The sequence below is a fragment of the Streptomyces sp. ISL-11 genome, from assembly GCF_018614525.1.
Lineage (GTDB): Bacteria > Actinomycetota > Actinomycetes > Streptomycetales > Streptomycetaceae > Streptomyces.
Genome location: NZ_JAGGOL010000078.1, coordinates 30,263 through 50,774, shown reverse-complemented (window position 1 = coordinate 50,774; position 20,512 = coordinate 30,263). Strand labels below are relative to the sequence as shown.

Here is a 20,512-nt window from a genome sequence, read left to right as displayed (position 1 = left end):
ATGTCGCGTGCTCACCGATCTGTTCAGCCCCTCCGTCCAGCATTCGCTGGACCTCGCCGGGATCTTCGTCTTCGCGATCTCGGGTGCGCTCCTCGCCGTACGCAAGAACTTCGACGTCTTCGGCATGGCGGTGCTCGCCGAGGTCACGGCGCTGGGCGGCGGGCTGTTCCGGGATCTGATCATCGGGGCGGTGCCGCCGGCGGCCTTCACCGACCTCGGCTACTTCCTGACCCCGCTGGTCGCCACGCTGATCGTCTTCTTCCTGCACCCGGAGGTCGAGCGGATCACCAAGGCCGTCGGGGTCTTCGACGCCGCCGGGCTCGGCCTGTTCTGCGTCGCGGGCACGGTCAAGGCGTACGGGCACGGGCTCGGCCTCACCTCCTCCGCCACCCTCGGGCTGGCCACCGCGGTCGGCGGCGGCGTCCTGCGCGACATACTCGCCCACGAGGTGCCCTCACTGCTGCGCTGGGACCGTGACCTGTACGCCGTGCCCGCGATGGTCGGCGCGACGATGGCCGCCCTGCTGATCCGCTTCGACGTGCTCAACGCCTCGACCAGCACCATCCCCGTCCTGACGGCCTTCGTGCTGCGGCTGCTGGCGATGCGGTTCCACTGGCGGGCGCCGCGCGCCTGGCACCGGCGCAGCGCGGCGGCGGAAGAGGCATGAGGGCTTCCGGTTGAAGCTTCACCCATAGGCTACCCATCAGTAACTTTCCCGTGTAGCGTCGGACCATGGCACAGGCAACCATCGGTAACAGCGAATTCGACCGGGACACCGCGGTCACGGCCCGCGAGCGCGACGTCTACGACGCGGACGTCTCCGAGGGCTGGACCATCCTCGGCGCGGCCAACGGCGGCTATCTCCTCGCCATGGTGGGCCGCGCCCTCGGCCAGGCCCTGCCGCACTCGGACCCCTTCTCGGTCAGCGCGCACTACCTGTCCGTCTCCCGGCCCGGCCCCGCCGTCATCCGCACCCGGTCGATCCGCACCGGCGGCCGCCTGTCGACCGGTCAGGCCAGCCTCCTGCAGTACGAGGCGGACGGCACCGAGGTCGAGCGGATCCGCGTCCTCGCCACCTACGGCGAACTGGACGCCCTCAGCGACGACGTCCGCACGACGGCCAAGCCGCCCGCCATGCCCCCGTCCGAGCACTGCCTCGGTCCCGAGAGCGTCCCGGCCGGGCTGGTCAGCGAGCTCACCGGCCGCCTCGACATCCGCCTCGACCCCGACACGGCGGGCTGGATCTCCGGCCGGCCCAGCGGCAAGGGCGAGACGCGCGGCTGGTTCGACCTCGCGGACGGCCGCCCCCACGACGCGCTCACCCTGCTCCTGGCCGTCGACGCCCTGCCGCCGACCACCTTCGAGATGGGCCTGCCGGGCTGGGTCCCCACCGTCGAACTCACCGCCCACATCCGCCGCCGCCCCGCCCCCGGCCCCCTGCGCGTCTCCATGACCACGCGGAACCTCGCCGGCGGCTTCCTGGAGGAGGACGCCGAGGTCTGGGACAGCGAGGACCACCTGGTGGCCCAGGCCCGCCAGCTCGCGGTGGCGCCTCGCGGCTAGCGGTGTCCGGGGGATCATGTGCGCGGGCGGGCGGCTGCGGGTCGTTGTCGTGCGCACCACCGCTGCGCGGTGGTGTCCTCAATCTCCCCCAGCTACCGCTGGGAGGTGCCCCCAGACGGGCTTGTCTTCGGCTGGACTCAGCCGATGTCAGCCCGTCCGGCGTTTGAGGACGCGCCCGCAGGGCGCCCGCCGCCGCAGGCGGCAAAGACGGCCCGCAGCCGAAGATCCGCCTAGCCGGCCGCAGGCCCGGCGGGCAACAGGCCGCGCTCGGCGAAGACCTTCTTCGCCACGAACGTCGCGTTCAGCGCACGGGGGAAGCCGCAGTAGACCGCCGAGTGCAGGAGCGCCTCCACCACCTCCGACGGGGTCAGCTCCACGTTCAGCGCCGCGTTGACGTGCACCTCCAGCTGGGCCTCGCAGCCGCCCAGGGCCGTCAGCATGCCCAGGGTCACCAGCTGGCGGTCGCGCGGCGCCAGCTCGGGGCGGTCGTAGATCTCGCCGAAGCCCCAGGCCACGATCTGGTGGCCAAGCTCCGGTGAGATGTCGGACAGGGAGTCGATGACGCGCTGCCCGGCCTCGCCGTCCACCCGCTCAAGGACCTCCAGCCCGTGGTCGAAACGGGTCTGCCGGCTGCCGTCGTCCGTGCTGTTCTTCTCGGTCATGCCACGACGGTAGGAGTTGGAGCGCGCTCCAACGCAAGTGCCGCTCCGCGGCAGACCGGGAACGCCCGGTACGCCCCCGCGCCCGGCCTCGTAGAATCGTCGCACCATGGCCTACCTCGACCACGCCGCCACCACCCCGATGCTCCCGGAGGCGGTGCAGGCGATGACCGCCCAGCTCGCCCTCGCCGGGAACGCCTCGTCGCTGCACGCCGCCGGGCGGCGCGCGCGCCGCACCGTCGAGGAGTCGCGCGAGTCGCTCGCGGCGGCGCTCGGCGCGCGCCCCAGCGAAGTCGTCCTCACCGCCGGCGGCACCGAGGCCGACAACCTCGCGGTCAAGGGCCTGTACTGGGCCCGCCGCGCCGCCGACCCGGCCCGCACCCGCGTCCTCACCAGTCCCGTCGAGCACCACGCCGTCCTCGACGCCGTGCACTGGCTCGGCGAGCACGAGGGCGCGACCGTGGAGTACCTTCCCGTCGACTCCCACGGGCGGGTCCACGCCGACGCCCTGCGCGAGGCCATCGCCCGCAACCCCGACGACGTCGCGCTCGCCACCGTCATGTGGGCCAACAACGAGATCGGCACGATCATGCCGGTCCGGGAACTGGCCGACGTCGCGGCCGAGTTCGGCATACCCCTGCACGCCGACGCCGTCCAGGCGTTCGGCCAGCTCGACGTCGACTTCGCCGCGTCCGGCCTGGCCGCCATGACCGTCAGCGGCCACAAGATCGGCGGCCCCTACGGCATCGGCGCCCTGCTGCTCGGCCGCCAGTACGCGCCCGTACCGCTGCTGCACGGCGGCGGCCAGGAACGCCACGTGCGCTCCGGGACGCTGGACGTGCCCGCCATCGCCGCCTTCGCGACCGCCGGCACGCTGGCCGCCGAGCGGCGCGAGGAGCACGCCCGCGAGGTCGGCGCCCTGCGCGACGCGCTCGTCGAGAGCGTCCTCACCGCCGTACCCGACGCCGTCCTCGGCGGCGACCCGGACCCGGCCGGGCGGCTGCCCGCCAACGCGCACTTCTCCTTCCCCGGCTGCGAGGGCGACTCCCTCCTCCTGCTCCTGGACGCCCAGGGCATCGAGTGCTCCACGGGCTCCGCCTGCACGGCCGGAGTGGCCCAGCCCAGCCATGTCGTGCTGGCGACGGGGACCGACCCGGACCTGGCCCGGGGCACGCTGCGGTTCTCGTTCGGCCACGCCTCCACCCAGGAGGACGTGCGCGCCGTGGCCCGGGCCATCGGGCCGGTGGTCGAGCGGGCACGCTCGGCCGGCCTCAGCTAGCGGCCGCCCGTACGAGCCCCAGATACCGGTCCCAGTCCCAGTGCGGCCCGGGGTCGGTGTGATCCGCGCCCGGCACCTCGGAGTGGGCGACGATGTGGGCCCGGTCCACGGGGATCGCGTAGCGCGCGCAGATCCCGGCCGCGAGCCGGGCCGACGCGGTGTACATCGCGTCCGTGAAGCCGCCGGGCCGGTCGACGTAGCCCTCGTGCTCGATCCCCACGCTGCGCTCGTTGAACCGGCGGTTCCCGGAGTGGAAGGCGACGTCCAGCTCGCGGACGGTCTGCGCGACGTGCCCGTCCGCGCGCACGACGTAGTGCGCGGCGGCCCGGTGCAGGGGGTCGCGGAAGACCCGGAGGGCGTCGCCGTAGCTGCCCTGGACCACGTGGACGACGATCCGGTCGACGGTGTAGTCGGCCGGCCGCTCGGCCCGCCGCCAGTTCGCCGACGAGGCGGCGACCCACTCGGCGCCGGGGTGGTCGAGCTCGCCGTCCGTGCGGGGTCTCTCGCGCCCGGAGGCCCGCCACCACCAGCGCTCGACGGCGTCCTGTGCGGCGTATCCGGCTGCGCCGGCGACCGCGGCGGTGGCGCTGCCGATCAGCAGACGGCGCCGACTTATGTGTTCCATGTGTTCCCCCTGAGGTGCGGAACGCGTTCGGGGGCCGCCCCGGTTCCCACGGGGCTGGATTTCAGCCCGTCCGGCGTTTGAGGACATCGGTGACCGGCAGGTGCGGACGTGGCTCAGCCAAAAACGAGCCCGTCCGGCGCTTGAGGACATCCGTGACCGGCACCCACCCACGTGGCCAGGCCAAGATCCAGCCCACCCGGCAGGGAAGCGCACCCCGTACCCTGGTACAGCTATGACTGACTTCCCCGGTGCACCCGACCCCACGGTCCCCCGCGAGCGCGAGCGACTGCGCGTACTCGCCGCCATGTCCGGCGGCGTCGACTCCGCCGTCGCCGCGGCCCGCGCCGCGGAAGCCGGCCACGACGTGACCGGCGTGCACCTCGCCCTCTCCGCGAACCCGCAGTCCTTCCGTACGGGCGCCCGCGGCTGCTGCACCATCGAGGACTCGCGCGACGCCCGCCGCGCCGCCGACGTCATCGGCATCCCCTTCTACGTGTGGGACCTCGCCGAGCGCTTCCGCGAGGACGTCGTCGAGGACTTCATCGCGGAGTACGAGGCCGGGCGCACGCCCAACCCCTGCCTGCGCTGCAACGAGAAGATCAAGTTCGCGGCGCTGCTGGACAAGGCCCTCGCGCTGGGCTTCGACGCGGTCTGCACCGGCCACTACGCGACGGTCGTGCTCAAGGACGACGGCAGCCGTGAGCTGCACCGGGCGAGCGACATGGCCAAGGACCAGAGCTACGTCCTGGGCGTCCTGGACGAGAAGCAGCTCGCGCACGCGATGTTCCCGCTGGGGGACACGCTCACCACGAAGGAAGAGATCCGGGCCGAGGCGGAGCGGCGCGGCCTGGCCGTGGCGAAGAAGCCCGACAGCCACGACATCTGCTTCATCGCCGACGGCGACACACAGGGCTTCCTGGCCTCCCGCCTGGGCAAGGCGGAGGGCGACATCGTGGATGAGTCGGGCACGAAGCTGGGCACCCACGAGGGCGCCTTCGGCTACACCATCGGCCAGCGCAAGGGCCTGCGCATCGGCCACCCGGCCGCCGACGGCAAGCCGCGCTACGTCCTGGACATCTCCCCGGTGGACAACACGGTGACGGTCGGACCGGTCGAGGCCCTGGACGTCACGGCCCTGACCGCGATCAAGCCCCGCTGGTGCGGGGTGGCCCCGGCCGGCCCCGGCTCGTACACCGCCCAGCTGCGCGCCCACGGCGGCGAGACGCCGGTGACGGCCGAGCTCGTCGACGGCACGGAGCTGCGGGTGACCTTCGCCGAGCCGGTCCGGGGCGTGGCCCCGGGCCAGGCGATCGTGCTGTACGACGGCACGCGCGTCGTCGGCTCGGCGACGATCGCGGCGACCGAGCGGTCGGCCGCCGCGCGGGCGGCGCGGAGCGCCTGACCCGGGCGGCGGTGCCGGCCGTTACGACTTGGTGCGGGCCACGTTCTCGACCGCGCACTTGCCGCTCGCCACGGTGCCCGCCTTCGGCAGGTACGACTGGGAGACGTCCTGCGTTTCGGTCTTGCCCGGGCCGACGTAGGGCATGGTGCGGTTGCGGGTGCCGATGAGCGTGCCGGTCGAGTCGGTGAACTTCACCGAGAACGTGTAGGTGTAATTGTCCGTGGCGCTGGGGTTGGTGACGCTGATCTTTGCGGTGATGCCGCGGGTGTCGCTGTAGTCGCAGCTGATGATCTTGAGGTCGCGCGAGGCGCTCGCGCTGCCCCCGGTGCCGCCCGTGGTGATGCCGCTGGTCGACCCGCTGCTGGTGGAGCCGCCGGTCGTGCCGCCGGTGGTCGTGCCGCCAGTGGTGGTGCCGCCCGAGGTCAGGTCGCCGGTCGTACCGGCGGAGGTCGTGCCGCCGGTCGTGGTCGACCCACCCGAGGTGGAGCTGCTGCTGTGGCTGGAGCTGCCGCCGCTGCAGCTGCCGCCGTGGTGCCCGCGGGCTCCGGTCAGGGCGACGACGGCGATTCCGAAGATGGCGGCCGCGCGGACATGACGAAGCTTCACTTGGAAATTCCCCCGATGAATTGGCTGGAATCAGCGCCTGTTGACGCCCGGGCTGACGAGTGCACGTCAGGCTAACAACGTGTTTACAAGCCGCCAAACCAGCTCGGTGTCTGTGACGAAGCCGCAACGGAACGGGGCCGTAACAGGGACAGGGACGGGCCGAAAACCGACCAAGTCAGGCCGGCCGCGGCGACGGCGTACGGTGGCGTCCATGAACATCACCGTCTTCTGTTCCGCCGCCGACCTGGACGACCGCTACACCTCCGCCGCCCGTGAGTTCGCCGAGCTCATCGGCAGGGGCGGCCACACGATGGTGTGGGGCGGCTCGGAGTCCGGGCTGATGAAGGTGATGGCCGACGGCGTGCAGGCCGGCGGCGGGCGGCTGGTCGGGATATCGGTGGAGTTCCTCGCGGTGTCCGCCCGGAAGAACGCCGACGAGATGGTGATCACCAAGGACCTCGCCGAGCGCAAGGCGGGACTGCTCGCGCGCGGCGACGCCGTCGTCATCATGGTCGGTGGCACCGGCACGCTGGACGAGGCGACGGAGATCCTGGAGCTGAAGAAGCACGGGATGCACACCAAGCCCGTGGTGCTGCTGAACACCGCCGGGTTCTACGACGGGCTGCGGCAGCAGTTCCAGCGGATGGAGGACGAGGGCTTCCTGCCGCTGCCCCTGACCGACCTGGTGTTCTTCGCCGAGGACGGCGTCGGGGCGATGGCCTACCTGGAGGAGTCCGCCGGCCTGCGGTAGGGCAAGGTGGAGGTATGGCAACACATCTGATCACCGGTGCCGGCTCCGGCATCGGCGAGGCCGTCACGAACCGGCTGCTCGCGCGCGGCGACGAGCTGTACCTCTTCGCCAGGGACGCGGGCCGGGCCAAGGAGCTGGCCGCCCGCTTCCCCGGCGCCCGCACCATCGTGGCCGACCTCGCCAACCCCGACCGCATCGCCTGGGCGCTCAGCAAGCAGACGCTGCCCGACCGCGTCGACTCGCTCCTGCACGTCGCCGGCGTCTGCGACCTCGGCACCATCGGCGACCTGGGGACCCGCGCCTGGAACCGCACCCTCGCCGCCAACCTCGTCTCGCCCGCCGAACTCACCCGCCTCTTCCTGCCCCAGCTGCGCATCGCCAAGGGACACGTCGTCTTCGTCAACTCCGGCGCCGGGCTGCACGCCCACCCCAACTGGGGCGTGTACGCGGCGAGCAAGCACGGCCTGAAGGCCGTCGCCGACGCCCTGCGCGCCGAGGAGCACGCCAACGGCGTCCGGGTCACCAGCGTCTACCCCGGCCGCACGGCCACGCCGATGCAGGAGAAGGTGCACCAGCAGGAGGGCAAGGAGTACGACGCCTCGCAGTGGATCGACCCGGCCTCGGTCGCGACGACCATCCTGATGGCCCTCGACCTGCCGCGCGACGCCGAGGTCAACGACATCTCCGTCCGGCCCGGCCGCTGAGGCAGCGCTTCGCGGGCGCCGCGGCCGCGCCCCGTACCCTTCCAGCGTGAGCGAGAAGAGCAACTTCAGCTGGGGAACCGGGGTCGCCACCGGGGTCGGATCGATGCCCGGAGGCGACGCCCGGGAGGCCGCCAGAACCGTCACGGGGTCGCTGGAGGCCCTGCCGTACCTGCCGGAACTGCCCGCCCGCGGACCCGGCGCCGACATGATCGGACGGACCGCCGGGATGCTGGTGGACGTCTACGCGCACGTCGAGCCCAGCGGCTGGCGGATGAGCGACCGGCCCGGCCGCGACACCAAGCGGGCCCGCTCCTGGCTGGGCGAGGACCTCGACGCCCTGGAGGAGCACACCCAGGGCTACGAGGGCGCGCTCAAGGTCTCCGCCGTCGGACCCTGGACGCTGGCGTCCGCGCTGGAACTGCGCGGCGGCGAGGCCGCGCTGGGCGACGCGGGAGCCTGCCGCGACCTGACCGCCTCGCTCGCCGAAGGACTGCGCGGCCACCTCGCCGACGTACGCCGCCGGGTTCCCGGCGCCCAGGTGGTGCTCCAGCTGGACGAGCCCTCGCTGACCGCCGTCCTGACCGGGCGGGTGCGCACCGCCAGCGGCTACCGCACCTACCGGGCCGTCGACCGGGCCGTCGTGGAGGGCGCGCTGCGCGAGCTGGTCACCATGGCGCGGGAGGCGACCGGCGCGCCCCTGGTCGTCCACTCGTGCGCCCCCGCCGTGCCGTTCGCGCTGCTGCGCCGGGCCGGCGTCGAGGGCATCTCGTTCGACTTCTCGCTCTTCACCGAGCGTGAGGAGGAAGCGGTCGGTGAGGCCGTGGAGGCGGGCGCCAGGCTGTTCGTGGGCGTGGTGCCGGGCGTGGACGGCCCATTGTCAGACCCTGCCGGTAGCGTCATGGGTGTCAGGACGCTGTGGCGCAGGCTGGGGCTGTCGCCGGGGACTCTCGCCGAGTCCGTGGTGGTCACCCCGTCGTGCGGACTCGCGGGCGCTTCGCCCGCATATGCCCGTACGGCCCTCGCGCACTGCGCCCGGGCGGCGAGATCGCTCGCGGACAACCCTGAGTGACGGCGCTCAAGGGCTCGCCCATGGGACAACGGGAGGACGAGACGGTGGCTGGCGGACAGCACGGCGACAGGCTCGCGGCGGAGACGTCGCCTGCCACGGCACCCGCGGAGGCGCGGGAAGAGCACGCGCGCCTCGCCGAGCGGATCGAGGAGCACCGCTTCCGGTATTACGTGAAGGACGCCCCGGTCGTCAGCGACGCCGAGTTCGACCGGCTGCTGCGCTCCCTGGAGAAGCTGGAGGAGGAGTATCCGGAGCTGCGCACCCCGGACTCGCCCACCCAGAAGGTCGCGGGGGCCTACGAGACGGAGTTCACGGCCGTCGAGCACCGCGAGCGCATGCTCTCCCTCGACAACGCCTTCGACGACGAGGAGCTCGCCGGCTGGGCCGACCGCGTCGCCAAGGAGGTCGGCGAGGGCGCGGAGTACCACTTCCTGTGCGAGCTGAAGGTCGACGGACTCGCCGTCAACCTGACGTACGAGCACGGGCGCCTGACCCGCGCCGCCACCCGCGGCGACGGGCGCACGGGCGAGGACATCACGCCCAACGTCCGCACCATCGAGGAGATCCCCGACCGGCTCCGGGGCGACCGCGTGCCCGAGCTGGTGGAGGTGCGCGGCGAGGTCTACTTCCCGATGGAGAAGTTCGAGGAGCTCAACGCCCGCCTGGTCGAGGCCGGCAAGCCGCCCTTCGCCAACCCGCGCAACGCCGCCGCCGGTTCGCTGCGCCAGAAGGACCCCAAGGTCACCGCCTCCCGCCCGCTGCACATGGTGGTCCACGGCGTCGGCGCCCGGAAGGGCTTCGCCATCGACCGCCAGTCGCAGGCGTACGACCTGCTGCGCGAGTGGGGCCTGCCGACCGCCGCGCACGCGCAGGTCGTGGACTCCCTCGAAGGCGTGCGGAAGTTCATCGCGCACTACGGCGACCCCGAGGTCCGCCACTCCATGGAGCACGAGATCGACGGCGTCGTCGTCAAGCTCGACGAGGTGCCCCTCCAAGGCCGGCTCGGCTCCACCTCGCGCGCCCCGCGCTGGGCCATCGCCTGGAAGTACCCGCCGGAAGAGGTCAACACCAAGCTGGTCGACATCCGCGTCGGAGTCGGCCGCACGGGACGCGTCACGCCCTACGCGGTGGTCGAGCCCGTCACGGTCGCCGGCTCCGAGGTGGAGTTCGCCACCCTGCACAACCAGGAGGTGGTCAAGACCAAGGGCGTCCTCATCGGCGACACCGTCGTGCTGCGCAAGGCCGGCGACGTCATCCCCGAGATCCTCGGCCCGGTGGTCGACCTGCGCGACGGCGGCGAGCGGGAGTTCGTCATGCCCGCCGAGTGCCCCGAGTGCGGCAGCGGACTGCAGCCCATGAAGGAGGGCGACATCGACCTCCGCTGCCCCAATGCCCGCAGCTGCCCCGCCCAGATCCGCGAGCGCCTCTACTACCTGGCCGGCCGCAAGTGCCTCGACATCGAGAACTTCGGCTACGTCGCGGCCACCGCCCTCACCCAGCCGCTGGAGCCCGCCACCCCGCCGATGGTCAACGAGGGCGACCTCTTCGGCCTGACGATCGAGGAGCTCCTGCCCATCAAGTCCTACGTCCTCGACATGGACTCCGGGCTGCCCAAGCACGACCCGAAGACCGGCGAGGAGAAGGTCGTCACCTTCTTCGCCAATCAAAAGGGTGAGCCGAAGAAGAACGCCCTGGCCATGCTGGAGAACATCCAGGCCGCCAAGAACCGGCCGCTGGCCCGCTTCCTGACCGGCCTCTCCATCCGCCACGTCGGCCCCGTCGCGGCGGAGGCGCTGGCCCGGGTCTTCCGCTCCCTGGACCGCATCGCCGAGGCGAGCGAGGAGGAGCTGGCGGCCGTCGAGGGCGTCGGCCCCACCATCGCGGCGTCCCTGAAGCAGTGGTTCGCCGAGGACTGGCACCGCGAGATCGTGGAGAAGTGGCGGGCCGCCGGCGTCCGCTTCGAGGACGAGTCCAAGGCCGAGGACGAGGGCCCCGGCCCCCTGACGGGCCTGACCGTCGTCGTCACCGGCACGCTCGCCTCGTACACCCGCGACGCGGCGAAGGACGCGCTGCAGAGCCGGGGCGCCAAGGTGACGGGCTCGGTCTCGAAGAAGACGGACTTCGTGGTCGTCGGCGACAACCCCGGCTCGAAGTTCGACAAGGCGATGCAGCTGAAGGTTCCCGTGCTGGAGGAGGACGGTTTCGCCGTACTGCTCGCCGAGGGGCCCGACGCCGCCCGTGAGGCGGCTGTGGCGCAGCCCTGACGCGGCGCCGGGGCGGGCGGCGGGGTGCGGTCGCGGCGGCCCGGGGGGCGTGCGCCGGAGAACGTGCCGCGCCCCGTGCGGCACCCCCGCCGCCCCCGCCCCACCCGGCCCCGCGACGGCCGTCCGGAGCCAGCCGGCCACCCCAGTGGAGTAATGCCTGCATAGGCATTGGGCATTACCTCTACAGCGCTTACCAGATGGCTACAACAGGCCGTGTCCCAATCGGGCAACCGCTGCCGATCGCTGCCCGTCGTAGCCTTCTGCGGCCTACTGTTGAGATGTGCGCCTGCCGTGGCGCGGGCACCGCCGGCTGTGAGAGGGACGGGCATGAAACCCACCGACAGCGCCGAACCGGCATCTCGGCTGCGCCGGGTTCCTCCGCCCGCGCTGCCGACGGTCTGTGTCACCGTGGCCGCGCTCGCGCTGGCCGCCGGGATCTGCCGCGTCCTCACCGACGGCCACGCCATATTCCCCGGCCGTACGGTCGGCTGGTCACTGGCCGCCCTCAGCGGCCTCATCGTCGCCCACCTCGTCGCCCTGGGTCGCGACCGCTGGTGGGGCGGCACCGGCTCCGGAGCCGCCCTCACCCTCGCCGTCCTGATGCTCTACGGCTGGCTGCCCGCCGTCCTCATCAGCATCGCCGTCGTCCTGCTCGTCGCCACCGCGCGCCGCCACCGCTGGCGGCAGGCGTTACTCCACGGCGCCGTCGACATCCTCGGCATCGGCGCCGCGGCCCTCTCCCTCGCCCTGTGCGGGGTCGTCGCCAGCGTGGAGAACCCCTGGCTGCCCGAGGACTGGCCGCTCACCGCCGTCCCCAAGATCGCCCTCGCCGCCTTCCTGTACCTCGTGGTCACGCGCGCCCTGCTGTGGTACTCCATGGCCCCCACCAGCGGCCTCACCACCATCGCCCAGACCGCGCTCGTACGGCAGGGCCTCGTCGGCGGCGCCCTGCTCGGCATCGCGCCGCTCATCGCCGTCGTCGCCGATCACATGCCGCTGCTGCTGCCGCTGTTCGCCGTCCCGCTGATCGCCCTCGACTCCACCCTGTGGATCGCCCGCGCCCGCGCCGAGGAGCAGCTGCGCGACCCCCTCACCGGTCTCCCCAACCGCCACTGGCTGCTGCAGCGCACCCGCACCGCCCTCGACGAGGCGGAGCGGGCGGGGACCAGGGCCGCCCTCGTCCTCATAGACCTCGACCGCTTCCGGTCCGTCAACGACACCCTCGGCCACCTCGCCGGCGACCGGCTGCTCCTGCAGATAGCGGAGCGGCTGCGGCTGGCCCTGCCGCGCGACGCGGAGGCGGCCCGGCTCGGGGGCGACGAGTTCGCCGTGCTGCTGCCCATCGCCGACTCCCTCACCAGCGCCCAGCGAGCGGCGCGTTCCCTCGTCGCGGCGCTCGGCTCGCCGCTCGACCTGGACGGCCTCACGCTGGTCCTGGAGGCCAGCGCCGGCGTCGCCGTCTACCCCGACCACGCGCTCGACGCGGCGGGCCTGCTCCAGCGCGCGGACGTGGCGATGTACCAGGCCAAGCGCGACCGCAGCGGGGTGGAGGTCTACGAGACCCGGCGCGACGGCAACACCCGCGACCGGCTGGGCCTGTTGGGCGACCTGCGCCGGGCGCTGGACGCGGGCGACGTCGAGCTGCACTACCAGCCGAAGGTCGGCTTCGACGGCCATGTCGAGGGGCTGGAGGCGCTCGTCCGCTGGGTCCACCCCGAGCGCGGCCGGGTCTCGCCGGACGAGTTCATCGCCATAGCCGAATCCTCCGGACTGATGCCGCGGCTGACCGAGTACGTCCTGGAGACCGCGCTCGGCCAGGTCGCGAAGTGGCGGGCGATGGGCCTGGAGGTGCCGGTGGCCGTCAATGTCTCGCCGCGCGACGTCCACACACCCGGCTTCGCGGGATCGGTCGCGGCGCGGCTGGCCCGGCACGGCGTTCCCCCCGGGGCCCTCCAGCTGGAAATAACCGAACACGTCCTCCTGGAGGATCCCCAGCGCGCCGCCGACACCCTCGCCGGGCTGACCGGACACGGCGTGAAGATGTCCCTCGACGACTTCGGCACGGGCTACTCCTCCCTGGTCCACCTGCGCCGCCTCCCGGTCAGCGAACTCAAGATCGACCGGTCGTTCGTCGCCCGCCTCGTCATCGACAACGAGGACGCGGAGATCGTCCGCTGCACGCTCGACCTGGCGCACTCGCTGGGCCTGCTGGTCGTCGCCGAGGGCGTCGAGGACGACGAGACCTGGGAGCGCCTGCGCGACCTGGGCTGCGACGCGGTCCAGGGCTGGCTCGTGGCCGCGGCGATGCCGCCGGACGAGATGACGGCGTGGCTGCGGCTGCGGAACGAGAGCGGGTGGCACCGGGAGGTGGACCGGCTGCGGGTGGCGCCGGTGCCGCCGGTGGCGCCCGTGGCGCCTTCGGAGGAGGCGGATCAGCCGGTGACGTAGGGCGCGGCCGGTCGCGGGGCGCGGGTCCATGGCGCCTGCGGCGGGCGTCCTCAAGCGCCGGACGGGCTGGATTGGCAGGGCGGCCAGACGCGGAGGCGCGGGTTCGTAGCGCCTGCGGTGGGCGTCCTCAAAGGCCGGACGGGCTGCATTGGCAGGGCGGCCGGACGCGAAGGCGCGGGTCCGTGGCGCCTGCGGCGGGCGTCCTCAAACGCCGGACGGGCTGGATCGGTGGGCCCCCCGCGAAAGGATTTCGCGGGCATGGGTGGCGGAGCCATAGGATTGGGCCAATAAACCGCCCAGAAACCGTCACGAACCCTGAGGATCGCCGCATGCCTGGCATCACGCGCGAGGAGGTCGCCCACCTCGCCCGGCTGGCACGTCTGGAGCTCAAGGACGAAGAGCTCGACCACTTCGCCGGACAGCTCGACGACATCATCGGCGCGGTCGCCCGCGTCTCCGAGGTCGCCGACCAGGACGTACCGCCGACGTCCCACCCGCTGCCGCTGACCAACGTCATGCGTCCGGACGAGATCCGTCCGTCGCTGACCCCGCAGGAGGCGCTGTCCGGCGCCCCGGCCCAGGAGCAGCAGCGTTTCAAGGTGCCGCAGATCCTGGGGGAGGACTGACCATGTCTGAACTGATCAAGCTGACCGCGGCGGAGATCGCCGCGAAGATCGCCTCGGGCGAGGTCACCGCCGTCCAGGTGACCGAGGCGCACCTGGCCCGCATCGAGGCCGTCGACGAGAAGGTCAACGCCTTCCTGCACCTCGACCGCGAGGGCGCCCTCGCGCAGGCCCGCGCCGTCGACGAGAAGCGGGCCCGCGGCGAGAAGCTCGGCCCGCTGGCCGGCGTCCCGCTCGCGCTCAAGGACATCTTCACCACCAAGGGGATCCCGACCACCGTCGGTTCCAAGATCCTCGAAGGCTGGATCCCGCCGTACGACGCGACCCTGACCCGCAGGCTCAAGGAAGCGGACGTCGTCATCCTCGGCAAGACCAACATGGACGAGTTCGCCATGGGGTCCTCCACCGAGAACAGCGCCTACGGGCCCACCGGCAACCCCTGGGACCTCACCAAGATCCCCGGCGGCTCCGGCGGCGGCTCCTCCGCCGCCCTGGCCGCCTACGAGGCCCCCCTCGCCATCGGCACGGACACCGGCGGTTCCATCCGCCAGCCCGCCGCCGTCACCGGCACCGTCGGCGTCAAGCCGACCTACGGCGCCGTCTCCCGCTACGGCATGGTGGCCTTCTCGTCCTCCCTCGACCAGGGCGGCCCCTGCGCCCGTACGGTCCTGGACGCGGCCCTGCTGCACGAGGTCATCGCCGGCCACGACCCGCTGGACTCCACCTCCATCGACGCCCCGGTCCCGCCGGTCGTCGAGGCGGCCCGCAACGGCGACGTCAAGGGCATGCGCGTCGGCGTCGTCAAGCAGTTCCGCGGCGAGGGCTACCAGGCCGGTGTCCTCCAGCGCTTCGACGAGTCCGTGGAGCTCCTCAGGGAGCTCGGCGCCGAGGTCGTCGAGGTGGACTGCCCCTCCTTCGACCTCGCCCTGGCCGCGTACTACCTGATCGCGCCGTCCGAGTGCTCCTCGAACCTGGCCCGCTTCGACGCCATGCGCTACGGCCTGCGGGTCGGCGACGACGGCACGAAGTCCGCCGAGGACGTCACCGCGCTCACCCGCGAGGCCGGCTTCGGCGACGAGGTCAAGCGCCGCGTGATCCTCGGTACGTACGCGCTCAGCTCCGGCTACTACGACGCGTACTACGGTTCGGCGCAGAAGGTCCGCACCCTGATCACGCGCGACTTCGAGAAGGCGTTCGGCGAGGGCGGTGTCGACGTGCTGATCTCGCCGACCACCCCGACCACCGCGTTCCCGATCGGCGAGCGGGCGGACGACCCGATGGCGATGTACCTCGCCGACCTGTGCACCATCCCGACCAACCTGGCCGGCAACTCCGCGATGTCGCTGCCCTGCGGTCTGGCACCCGAGGACGGGATGCCCGTGGGTCTGCAGATCATCGCGCCGGCCATGGCCGACGACCGGCTCTACCGAGTGGGCGCCGCGGTCGAGGCCGCGTTCAACGCCCGCTGGGGGCACCCGCTGCTCGAGGAGGCACCGTCACTGTGACCGAAAAGACCGGCAAGCTCGCGAAGGCCAAGGGCTTCAAGAAGTCCAAGCCCGGCACGTACCTGTCCATCGGCACCACGCTCTTCGGCGCCGTGAGCGTCATCAAGCAGGCGAAGAAGGCCAAGGGCGAGCAGGACACTCTCCAGCTCGTGGACGCCATCGTCTCCGCCGCCGCCATCGCCACCGGTGTCGCCCTGCTCGTGCGCGAACTGCGCCGGATGAGCAGCGACGACGTCCTCGCGGACTGAGAGGTTAGTTTTCCGTGACCACCATTGATCTGGTGTCGTACGAGGACGCGCTGGCGTCCTACGACCCCGTCATGGGCCTCGAAGTCCATGTCGAGCTCGGCACCAGGACCAAGATGTTCTGCGGGTGCTCCACCGAGCTGGGCGCCGAGCCCAACTCGCAGACCTGCCCCACCTGCCTCGGCCTGCCCGGCTCGCTGCCGGTCGTCAACGCGATCGGCGTCGAGTCCGCCGTGAAGATCGGTCTCGCGCTGCACTGCGAGATCGCCGAGTGGTGCCGCTTCGCCCGGAAGAACTACTTCTATCCGGACATGCCGAAGAACTTCCAGACCTCCCAGTACGACGAGCCGATCGCCTTCAACGGCTATCTGGACGTCCAGCTGGAGGACGGCGAGATCTTCCGCGTGGAGATCGAGCGCGCCCACATGGAGGAGGACACCGGCAAGTCGCTGCACGTGGGCGGCGCCACCGGCCGCATCCACGGCGCCTCGCACTCCCTGCTCGACTACAACCGGGCCGGCATCCCGCTCATCGAGATCGTCACCAAGCCGATCGAGGGCGCGGGCGAGCGGGCCCCCGAGGTCGCCAAGGCGTACGTCGCCGAGCTGCGCGAGCTCATCAAGGCGCTCGGCGTGTCCGAGGCCCGCATGGAGCAGGGCCAGATGCGCTGCGACGTGAACCTCTCGCTGCGCCCGAACGGCACCGAGAAGTTCGGCACCCGCTCGGAGACGAAGAACGTCAACTCGCTGCGCTCGGTCGAGCGCGCGGCGCGCTTCGAGATCCAGCGGCACGCGGCGGTGCTGTCCTCCGGCGGCACCATCGTGCAGGAGACCCGGCACTTCCACGAGGAGGACGGGTCCACCACGGCGGGCCGTATCAAGGACAACGCCGAGGACTACCGCTACTTCCCCGAGCCGGACCTGGTCCCGGTCGCTCCCGCCCGGGAGTGGGTGGAGGAGCTCCGCAAGGGGCTGCCCGAGCTGCCGCGCGTGCGCCGCAACCGGCTGCGCGAGGAGTGGGGCGTCTCCGCGCACGACATGCAGTCGATCCTCAACGCGGGCGCCGTCGACCTGATCGTCGCCACCATCGAGGCGGGCGCGGACGCCGCCTCCGCCCGTAAGTGGTGGATGGGCGAGCTGGCCCGCCGGGCGAACGAGGCCGGTACCGACCTCGCCGCGCTGGAGATCACCCCGGAGCAGGTCGCGCGCGTGTGCGCCCTGGTCGCCGAGGGCAAGCTCAACGACAAGCTGGCCCGCCAGGTCATCGAGGGCATCCTGGCCGGCGAGGGCGACCCGGACACCGTCGTCGAGAAGCGCGGCCTGGCCGTCGTCTCCGACGAGGGCGCGCTGGGCACGGCCGTGGACGAGGCCATCGCGGCCAACGCCGGCATCGCCGACAAGATCCGCTCGGGCAAGGTCGCCGCGGCGGGCGCGCTCGTCGGCGCGGTCATGAAGGCCACCCGGGGCCAGGCGGACGCGGCACGCGTGCGGGAGCTGATCCTGGAGAAGCTGGGCGTCGAGGGCTGACCCCTTCCCGTTCCGCAGTGCGACGGCCGTCCCTCCGCGCGAGGGGCGGCCGTCGTCGTGAGCGCGCCGAACGCCGGCCGTCGTCGTGAGCGGGCCGAACGCCGGCCGTAAGCCCTACAACCGCCTTCTCGTATTACCGAAAACAGCCGAAGTCAGCCGCAGTTGGCTGGAATTGACTCATACGCACCCCGTGTGTGGAAACGGTCCGGCATGATCGCGTGGTGCGGGCCCAGGGTGTGCCCGTAACCGATGGCTGGGGGTAGTGATGCGACGGTGGAGCAGGACGCTGGCCGCGATCGTGCTGGCGGGCGCCGGACTGACGGCGGCGACGGTCCCGTCGACGGCGCTCGACAAGGGGACGGCGTCCACGACGAGCTGCGACAGCGGCTGGGGGAGCCTGCCCAGGGCGAGCACGGACACGGGGTACAAGCCGCTGACCGCTATCAGGACCGGGCAGCACGAGTGCTACGACCGCATGGTCTTCGACGTCAGGAACACCGGCGGCCGCCCGATCGGCTACCGCGTGAGCTACGTCGACACGCTGTACCAGGACGGTTCCGGAGACCCGATCCCGGTCGGCGGCGGCGCGATCCTGGAGGTCCGGGTGGCCGCGCCCAGCTACGACCCGAACACCGGCAAGCCGACCTACCCGGGCCGTGCCGGACAGCCGCTGCCGGGCGTGGACATCGGCGGGTACCGCACGTTCCAGGACACTCGCTACGCCAGCAGCTTCGAGGGCGACACCCAGATCGGGCTCGGCGTGCGCGGGAAGCTGCCGTTCCGGGTCTTCCAGTGGGGCGACCGCCTCGTCGTCGACGTGGCGCACAGCTGGCAGGCGCCCGCCGGCTGACGCTGTTCACCGCCGGGCCGGCCGGGGGACTTCCCTCGGCCACCCCGTGCCACTACCGTCCCGGCCGGTACCCACGGCGTGATCCGGACCTCCCGGACCGTGGACCACAGGCGGGGAGGCCGATCGTGACACAGGGGATGCCGGGACCGGCCGGGGCGATACCGCGCGGGGAGATGTCGCGCAGACGCGCCCTGGCCCTGGGCGCCGGCGGCGCGGCGGCGCTCGCCGCCGGGAGCTCGCTGCTGCCGCCGTCCCTCCAGCGGGTGATCGCGGCCGACGCCGGGCGGGGCGGTCGCCAGGGGCTCGACGAGATCCGGCACGTGGTGATCCTGATGCAGGAGAACCGTTCCTTCGATCACTACTTCGGCACGCTCCGGGGCGTACGCGGCTTCGGCGACCGCAACGCCGTACGGCTGCCCGGCGGTGGCACCGTCTTCCGGCAGCCCGGCCCCTCCGGGCCTGTTCTGCCGTTCGGCGTCCGGGACGCGGCGGCCGCCCAGCACCGGGACCTCCAGTACATCGGCGCCCTCGACCACAGCTGGGACGGTGGCGCCAAGGCGTGGCGCGACGGCTGGATGGACGGCTGGACCGCCGCCAAGTCACCCGCCACCATGGCCCACTACGACCGCGCCGACGTGCCCCTGCACTTCGAGCTCGCCGACACCTTCACCGTCTGCGACGCCTACCACTCCTCGATCCACTCCTCCACCAGCCCCAATCGCAACCACCTGTTCAGCGGCTGGACCGGCTTCGAGCCGGGCGCCGGCGGCAAGCGGGCCGTCGGCAACGACGCCTACGCCGAGGACACCCACCCCGGCTACACCTGGACGACCTACGCCGAGCGCCTCCAGAAGGCGGGCGTCGGCTGGCAGGTCTACCAGGAGTGGGACAACTTCACCGACAACAACCTGGAGTTCTTCGCGAGCTTCAAGGCCGTCGCGCGCAAGGCCCTCGCCAGGATTGACGGCGTCCGCACCATGACCGCCTTCTACGAGAAGGCGGCCGCCGCCGACGCGCCGGCCCGCGAGCGGCTCCTGGCCCTCCTCGACGAGGGCGTCGCCGCGCTCACCGACGCCGACCGCACCCTCTTCCGCCGCGCCCTGCGGCGCGGCGAGCCCGGCTCCCTGGCGACCGCCTTCGCCGCGGACGTCGCCGCCGGCACGCTGCCCCAGGTCTCCTACCTCGTCCCCTCGGCCGCCGATTCCGAGCACCCCGGCTCGTCCTCGCCCGTCGCCAGCGCCTCCCTCGTCTACCGGATCCTCGACGCGCTGGGCCGCAATCCCGAGGTCTGGCGGCACACGGCGCTGTTCATCACCTACGACGAGAACGACGGCTTCTTCGACCACGTGCCGCCGCCCGTGCCCCCGCCCGGCACGGAGGGCGAGTTCTGGCAGGGCCGCCCGGTGGGCCTCGGCATCCGGGTGCCCATGCTCGTCGTCTCGCCCTGGTCGCTGGGCGGCTACGTCTGCTCCGAGGTCTTCGACCACACCTCCGTCATCCGCTTCCTGGAGCGCCGCCTCGGCGTCCGCGAGCCCAACATCAGCGCCTGGCGGCGGACCGTCTGCGGCGACCTGACCGGCGCCTTCGACTTCACCCGCGGCCGCCGGCTGCCCCCGGTGGAGCGGCCGGGCGCCGTTCCGCCGTTCACCGGCCGCTGGAGCCCCCGGCCGCCCGCCGAGCAGCGGATGCCCCGCCAGGAGCCCGGCACCCGCCCCACGCGCCCGCTGCCGTACCGGCCCGACGCGGACGGCGGACTCGACGGCGAGCTGTTCCGGCTGCGGCTGCGCAACGCCGGACGCTCCAGCGCGCACTTCGCGCTGTACCCGTACGCGGGGGAGTACGGCACGCCGCAGCACCGCGACGTGCTGGGCAGCGCCTCGTGGGACGTACCGGTGCGGAAGGGCGCGTACGACTTCGTCCTCACCGGCCCCGGCGGCTTCCGGCGCGAGTGCGCCGGCACGGCCCGGGGCGCGGCCGCCGGGCTGCACCTGGCCACCCGCCTCGACGCCGCCCGGCGCGAGCTGCACCTCACGCTGGCCAACCGGGGACCCGTGCCCCTGACCGTCACCCTGTCCGTCCACGGCTACGGCACCGGGCGGCCCCGGACCGTCACCCTCGCGCCCGGGGCGACGCGGACCCTGCCGCACGCCGCGGGCGGGGCGGACGGGTGGTACGACCTGGTGATCGGCGTCGCCGAGGACCGGTCCTTCGCACGGCGGCTCATGGGGCACATCGAGAACGGCAGGGAATCCGTCACCGGCTGACACCACCGTCCCTCGTGTGGCCTAACCCACAAAAGGGACAAAGGATCTTTTTCCCCTGCCACAGTGGATCGGCAGAGGCCCCTGCTGTTCTCCGCCCGCGTCCCGCGCGCCGGACGGGGCCTTCCGCCC

The 20,512-nt window shown here is 72.5% G+C and carries 18 protein-coding genes; 15 read left to right on the top strand and 3 right to left on the bottom strand.

Annotated features, from left to right (window positions below):
• The first annotated feature begins 7 nt into the window (after positions 1–7).
• Positions 8–667: a trimeric intracellular cation channel family protein gene (locus J7E86_RS17680; RefSeq protein WP_215082661.1), complete on the top strand. Its 660-nt coding sequence runs from the start codon at positions 8–10 to the stop codon at positions 665–667.
• A 65-nt stretch (positions 668–732) separates the two neighbouring features.
• Positions 733–1,563, top strand: coding sequence for a thioesterase family protein (locus J7E86_RS17675; RefSeq protein WP_215082660.1), 831 nt, complete (start codon positions 733–735; stop codon positions 1,561–1,563).
• Between the two features lie 230 nt (positions 1,564–1,793).
• On the opposite strand, the gene J7E86_RS17670 is transcribed toward J7E86_RS17675, so the two are convergent.
• Positions 1,794–2,225 (bottom strand): carboxymuconolactone decarboxylase family protein, encoded by a 432-nt coding sequence (locus J7E86_RS17670; protein WP_215082659.1) that lies wholly within the window; start codon positions 2,223–2,225, stop codon positions 1,794–1,796.
• A gap of 106 nt (positions 2,226–2,331) precedes the next feature.
• Here J7E86_RS17670 and J7E86_RS17665 point away from each other — a divergent pair, with 106 nt between their 5' ends.
• Positions 2,332–3,501, top strand: coding sequence for a cysteine desulfurase family protein (locus tag J7E86_RS17665; protein WP_215082658.1), 1,170 nt, complete (start codon positions 2,332–2,334; stop codon positions 3,499–3,501).
• On the opposite strand, the gene J7E86_RS17660 is transcribed toward J7E86_RS17665, so the two are convergent.
• The gene (locus tag J7E86_RS17660; RefSeq protein ID WP_215082657.1) at positions 3,494–4,126 is read right to left on the bottom strand and encodes an N-acetylmuramoyl-L-alanine amidase; all 633 of its coding nucleotides are present in this window, start codon (positions 4,124–4,126) and stop codon (positions 3,494–3,496) included. The genes J7E86_RS17665 and J7E86_RS17660 overlap by 8 nt on opposite strands.
• Positions 4,127–4,358: 232 nt before the next feature.
• Between J7E86_RS17660 and mnmA the strand changes: the two genes are divergently transcribed.
• A complete protein-coding gene (gene mnmA / locus J7E86_RS17655) occupies positions 4,359–5,528 on the top strand; it encodes a tRNA 2-thiouridine(34) synthase MnmA (RefSeq protein WP_215082656.1) in 1,170 nt (389 codons plus the stop codon).
• Between the two features lie 21 nt (positions 5,529–5,549).
• Here mnmA and J7E86_RS17650 read toward each other — a convergent pair whose 3' ends face one another.
• Positions 5,550–6,134, bottom strand: a complete 585-nt coding sequence (locus J7E86_RS17650; RefSeq protein ID WP_215082655.1) for a hypothetical protein — start codon at positions 6,132–6,134, stop codon at positions 5,550–5,552.
• A 211-nt stretch (positions 6,135–6,345) separates the two neighbouring features.
• On the opposite strand from J7E86_RS17650, the gene J7E86_RS17645 reads away from it, so the two are divergent.
• From J7E86_RS17645 to J7E86_RS17595, 11 genes are all read left to right on the top strand, one after another.
• A complete protein-coding gene (locus J7E86_RS17645) occupies positions 6,346–6,885 on the top strand; it encodes a TIGR00730 family Rossman fold protein (protein ID WP_215082654.1) in 540 nt (179 codons plus the stop codon).
• A gap of 14 nt (positions 6,886–6,899) precedes the next feature.
• Positions 6,900–7,589: an SDR family oxidoreductase gene (locus J7E86_RS17640; protein ID WP_215082653.1), complete on the top strand. Its 690-nt coding sequence runs from the start codon at positions 6,900–6,902 to the stop codon at positions 7,587–7,589.
• Between the two features lie 46 nt (positions 7,590–7,635).
• Positions 7,636–8,658 carry a methionine synthase gene (locus J7E86_RS17635; RefSeq protein ID WP_308312627.1) on the top strand — a complete coding sequence of 341 codons (1,023 nt, stop codon included), beginning with the start codon at positions 7,636–7,638 and terminating at the stop codon, positions 8,656–8,658.
• Positions 8,659–8,678: 20 nt separating this feature from the next.
• On the top strand, positions 8,679–10,922 hold the full coding sequence (ligA, locus tag J7E86_RS17630) for an NAD-dependent DNA ligase LigA (RefSeq protein WP_215082652.1): 2,244 nt from the start codon (positions 8,679–8,681) through the stop codon (positions 10,920–10,922).
• A 327-nt stretch (positions 10,923–11,249) separates the two neighbouring features.
• Positions 11,250–13,370, top strand: coding sequence for a bifunctional diguanylate cyclase/phosphodiesterase (locus tag J7E86_RS17625; protein ID WP_215082651.1), 2,121 nt, complete (start codon positions 11,250–11,252; stop codon positions 13,368–13,370).
• A gap of 329 nt (positions 13,371–13,699) precedes the next feature.
• A complete protein-coding gene (gene gatC / locus J7E86_RS17620; protein WP_087926138.1) occupies positions 13,700–13,996 on the top strand; it encodes an Asp-tRNA(Asn)/Glu-tRNA(Gln) amidotransferase subunit GatC in 297 nt (98 codons plus the stop codon).
• Positions 13,997–13,998: 2 nt separating this feature from the next.
• Positions 13,999–15,498, top strand: coding sequence for an Asp-tRNA(Asn)/Glu-tRNA(Gln) amidotransferase subunit GatA (gatA, locus tag J7E86_RS17615; protein WP_215082650.1), 1,500 nt, complete (start codon positions 13,999–14,001; stop codon positions 15,496–15,498).
• Complete coding sequence (locus J7E86_RS17610) at positions 15,495–15,746, top strand: hypothetical protein (protein WP_215082649.1); 252 nt, start codon at positions 15,495–15,497, stop codon at positions 15,744–15,746. The genes gatA and J7E86_RS17610 overlap by 4 nt, the downstream gene beginning before the upstream one ends.
• Positions 15,747–15,760: 14 nt before the next feature.
• On the top strand, positions 15,761–17,269 hold the full coding sequence (gene gatB, locus J7E86_RS17605; RefSeq protein WP_215082648.1) for an Asp-tRNA(Asn)/Glu-tRNA(Gln) amidotransferase subunit GatB: 1,509 nt from the start codon (positions 15,761–15,763) through the stop codon (positions 17,267–17,269).
• 265 nt (positions 17,270–17,534) lie between these two features.
• Positions 17,535–18,119: a hypothetical protein gene (locus J7E86_RS17600; protein ID WP_215082647.1), complete on the top strand. Its 585-nt coding sequence runs from the start codon at positions 17,535–17,537 to the stop codon at positions 18,117–18,119.
• A 173-nt stretch (positions 18,120–18,292) separates the two neighbouring features.
• Complete coding sequence (locus tag J7E86_RS17595; RefSeq protein WP_215082646.1) at positions 18,293–20,383, top strand: phosphocholine-specific phospholipase C; 2,091 nt, start codon at positions 18,293–18,295, stop codon at positions 20,381–20,383.
• Positions 20,384–20,512: the final 129 nt, after the last annotated feature.

What these genes read in the sequence shown, in the direction of transcription:
- J7E86_RS17670 (WP_215082659.1), bottom strand. Translation starts at nt 2,225, where the DNA reads ATGACCGAGAAGAACAGCACGGACGACGGCAGCCGGCAGACCCGTTTC.
- ligA (WP_215082652.1), top strand. Translation starts at nt 8,679, where the DNA reads ATGGGACAACGGGAGGACGAGACGGTGGCTGGCGGACAGCACGGCGAC.
- mnmA (WP_215082656.1), top strand. Translation starts at nt 4,359, where the DNA reads ATGACTGACTTCCCCGGTGCACCCGACCCCACGGTCCCCCGCGAGCGC.
- J7E86_RS17625 (WP_215082651.1), top strand. Translation starts at nt 11,250, where the DNA reads ATGAAACCCACCGACAGCGCCGAACCGGCATCTCGGCTGCGCCGGGTT.
- J7E86_RS17660 (WP_215082657.1), bottom strand. Translation starts at nt 4,126, where the DNA reads ATGGAACACATAAGTCGGCGCCGTCTGCTGATCGGCAGCGCCACCGCC.
- gatC (WP_087926138.1), top strand. Translation starts at nt 13,700, where the DNA reads ATGCCTGGCATCACGCGCGAGGAGGTCGCCCACCTCGCCCGGCTGGCA.
- J7E86_RS17645 (WP_215082654.1), top strand. Translation starts at nt 6,346, where the DNA reads ATGAACATCACCGTCTTCTGTTCCGCCGCCGACCTGGACGACCGCTAC.
- J7E86_RS17600 (WP_215082647.1), top strand. Translation starts at nt 17,535, where the DNA reads ATGCGACGGTGGAGCAGGACGCTGGCCGCGATCGTGCTGGCGGGCGCC.
- gatA (WP_215082650.1), top strand. Translation starts at nt 13,999, where the DNA reads ATGTCTGAACTGATCAAGCTGACCGCGGCGGAGATCGCCGCGAAGATC.
- J7E86_RS17665 (WP_215082658.1), top strand. Translation starts at nt 2,332, where the DNA reads ATGGCCTACCTCGACCACGCCGCCACCACCCCGATGCTCCCGGAGGCG.
- J7E86_RS17640 (WP_215082653.1), top strand. Translation starts at nt 6,900, where the DNA reads ATGGCAACACATCTGATCACCGGTGCCGGCTCCGGCATCGGCGAGGCC.
- J7E86_RS17675 (WP_215082660.1), top strand. Translation starts at nt 733, where the DNA reads ATGGCACAGGCAACCATCGGTAACAGCGAATTCGACCGGGACACCGCG.
- J7E86_RS17595 (WP_215082646.1), top strand. Translation starts at nt 18,293, where the DNA reads ATGTCGCGCAGACGCGCCCTGGCCCTGGGCGCCGGCGGCGCGGCGGCG.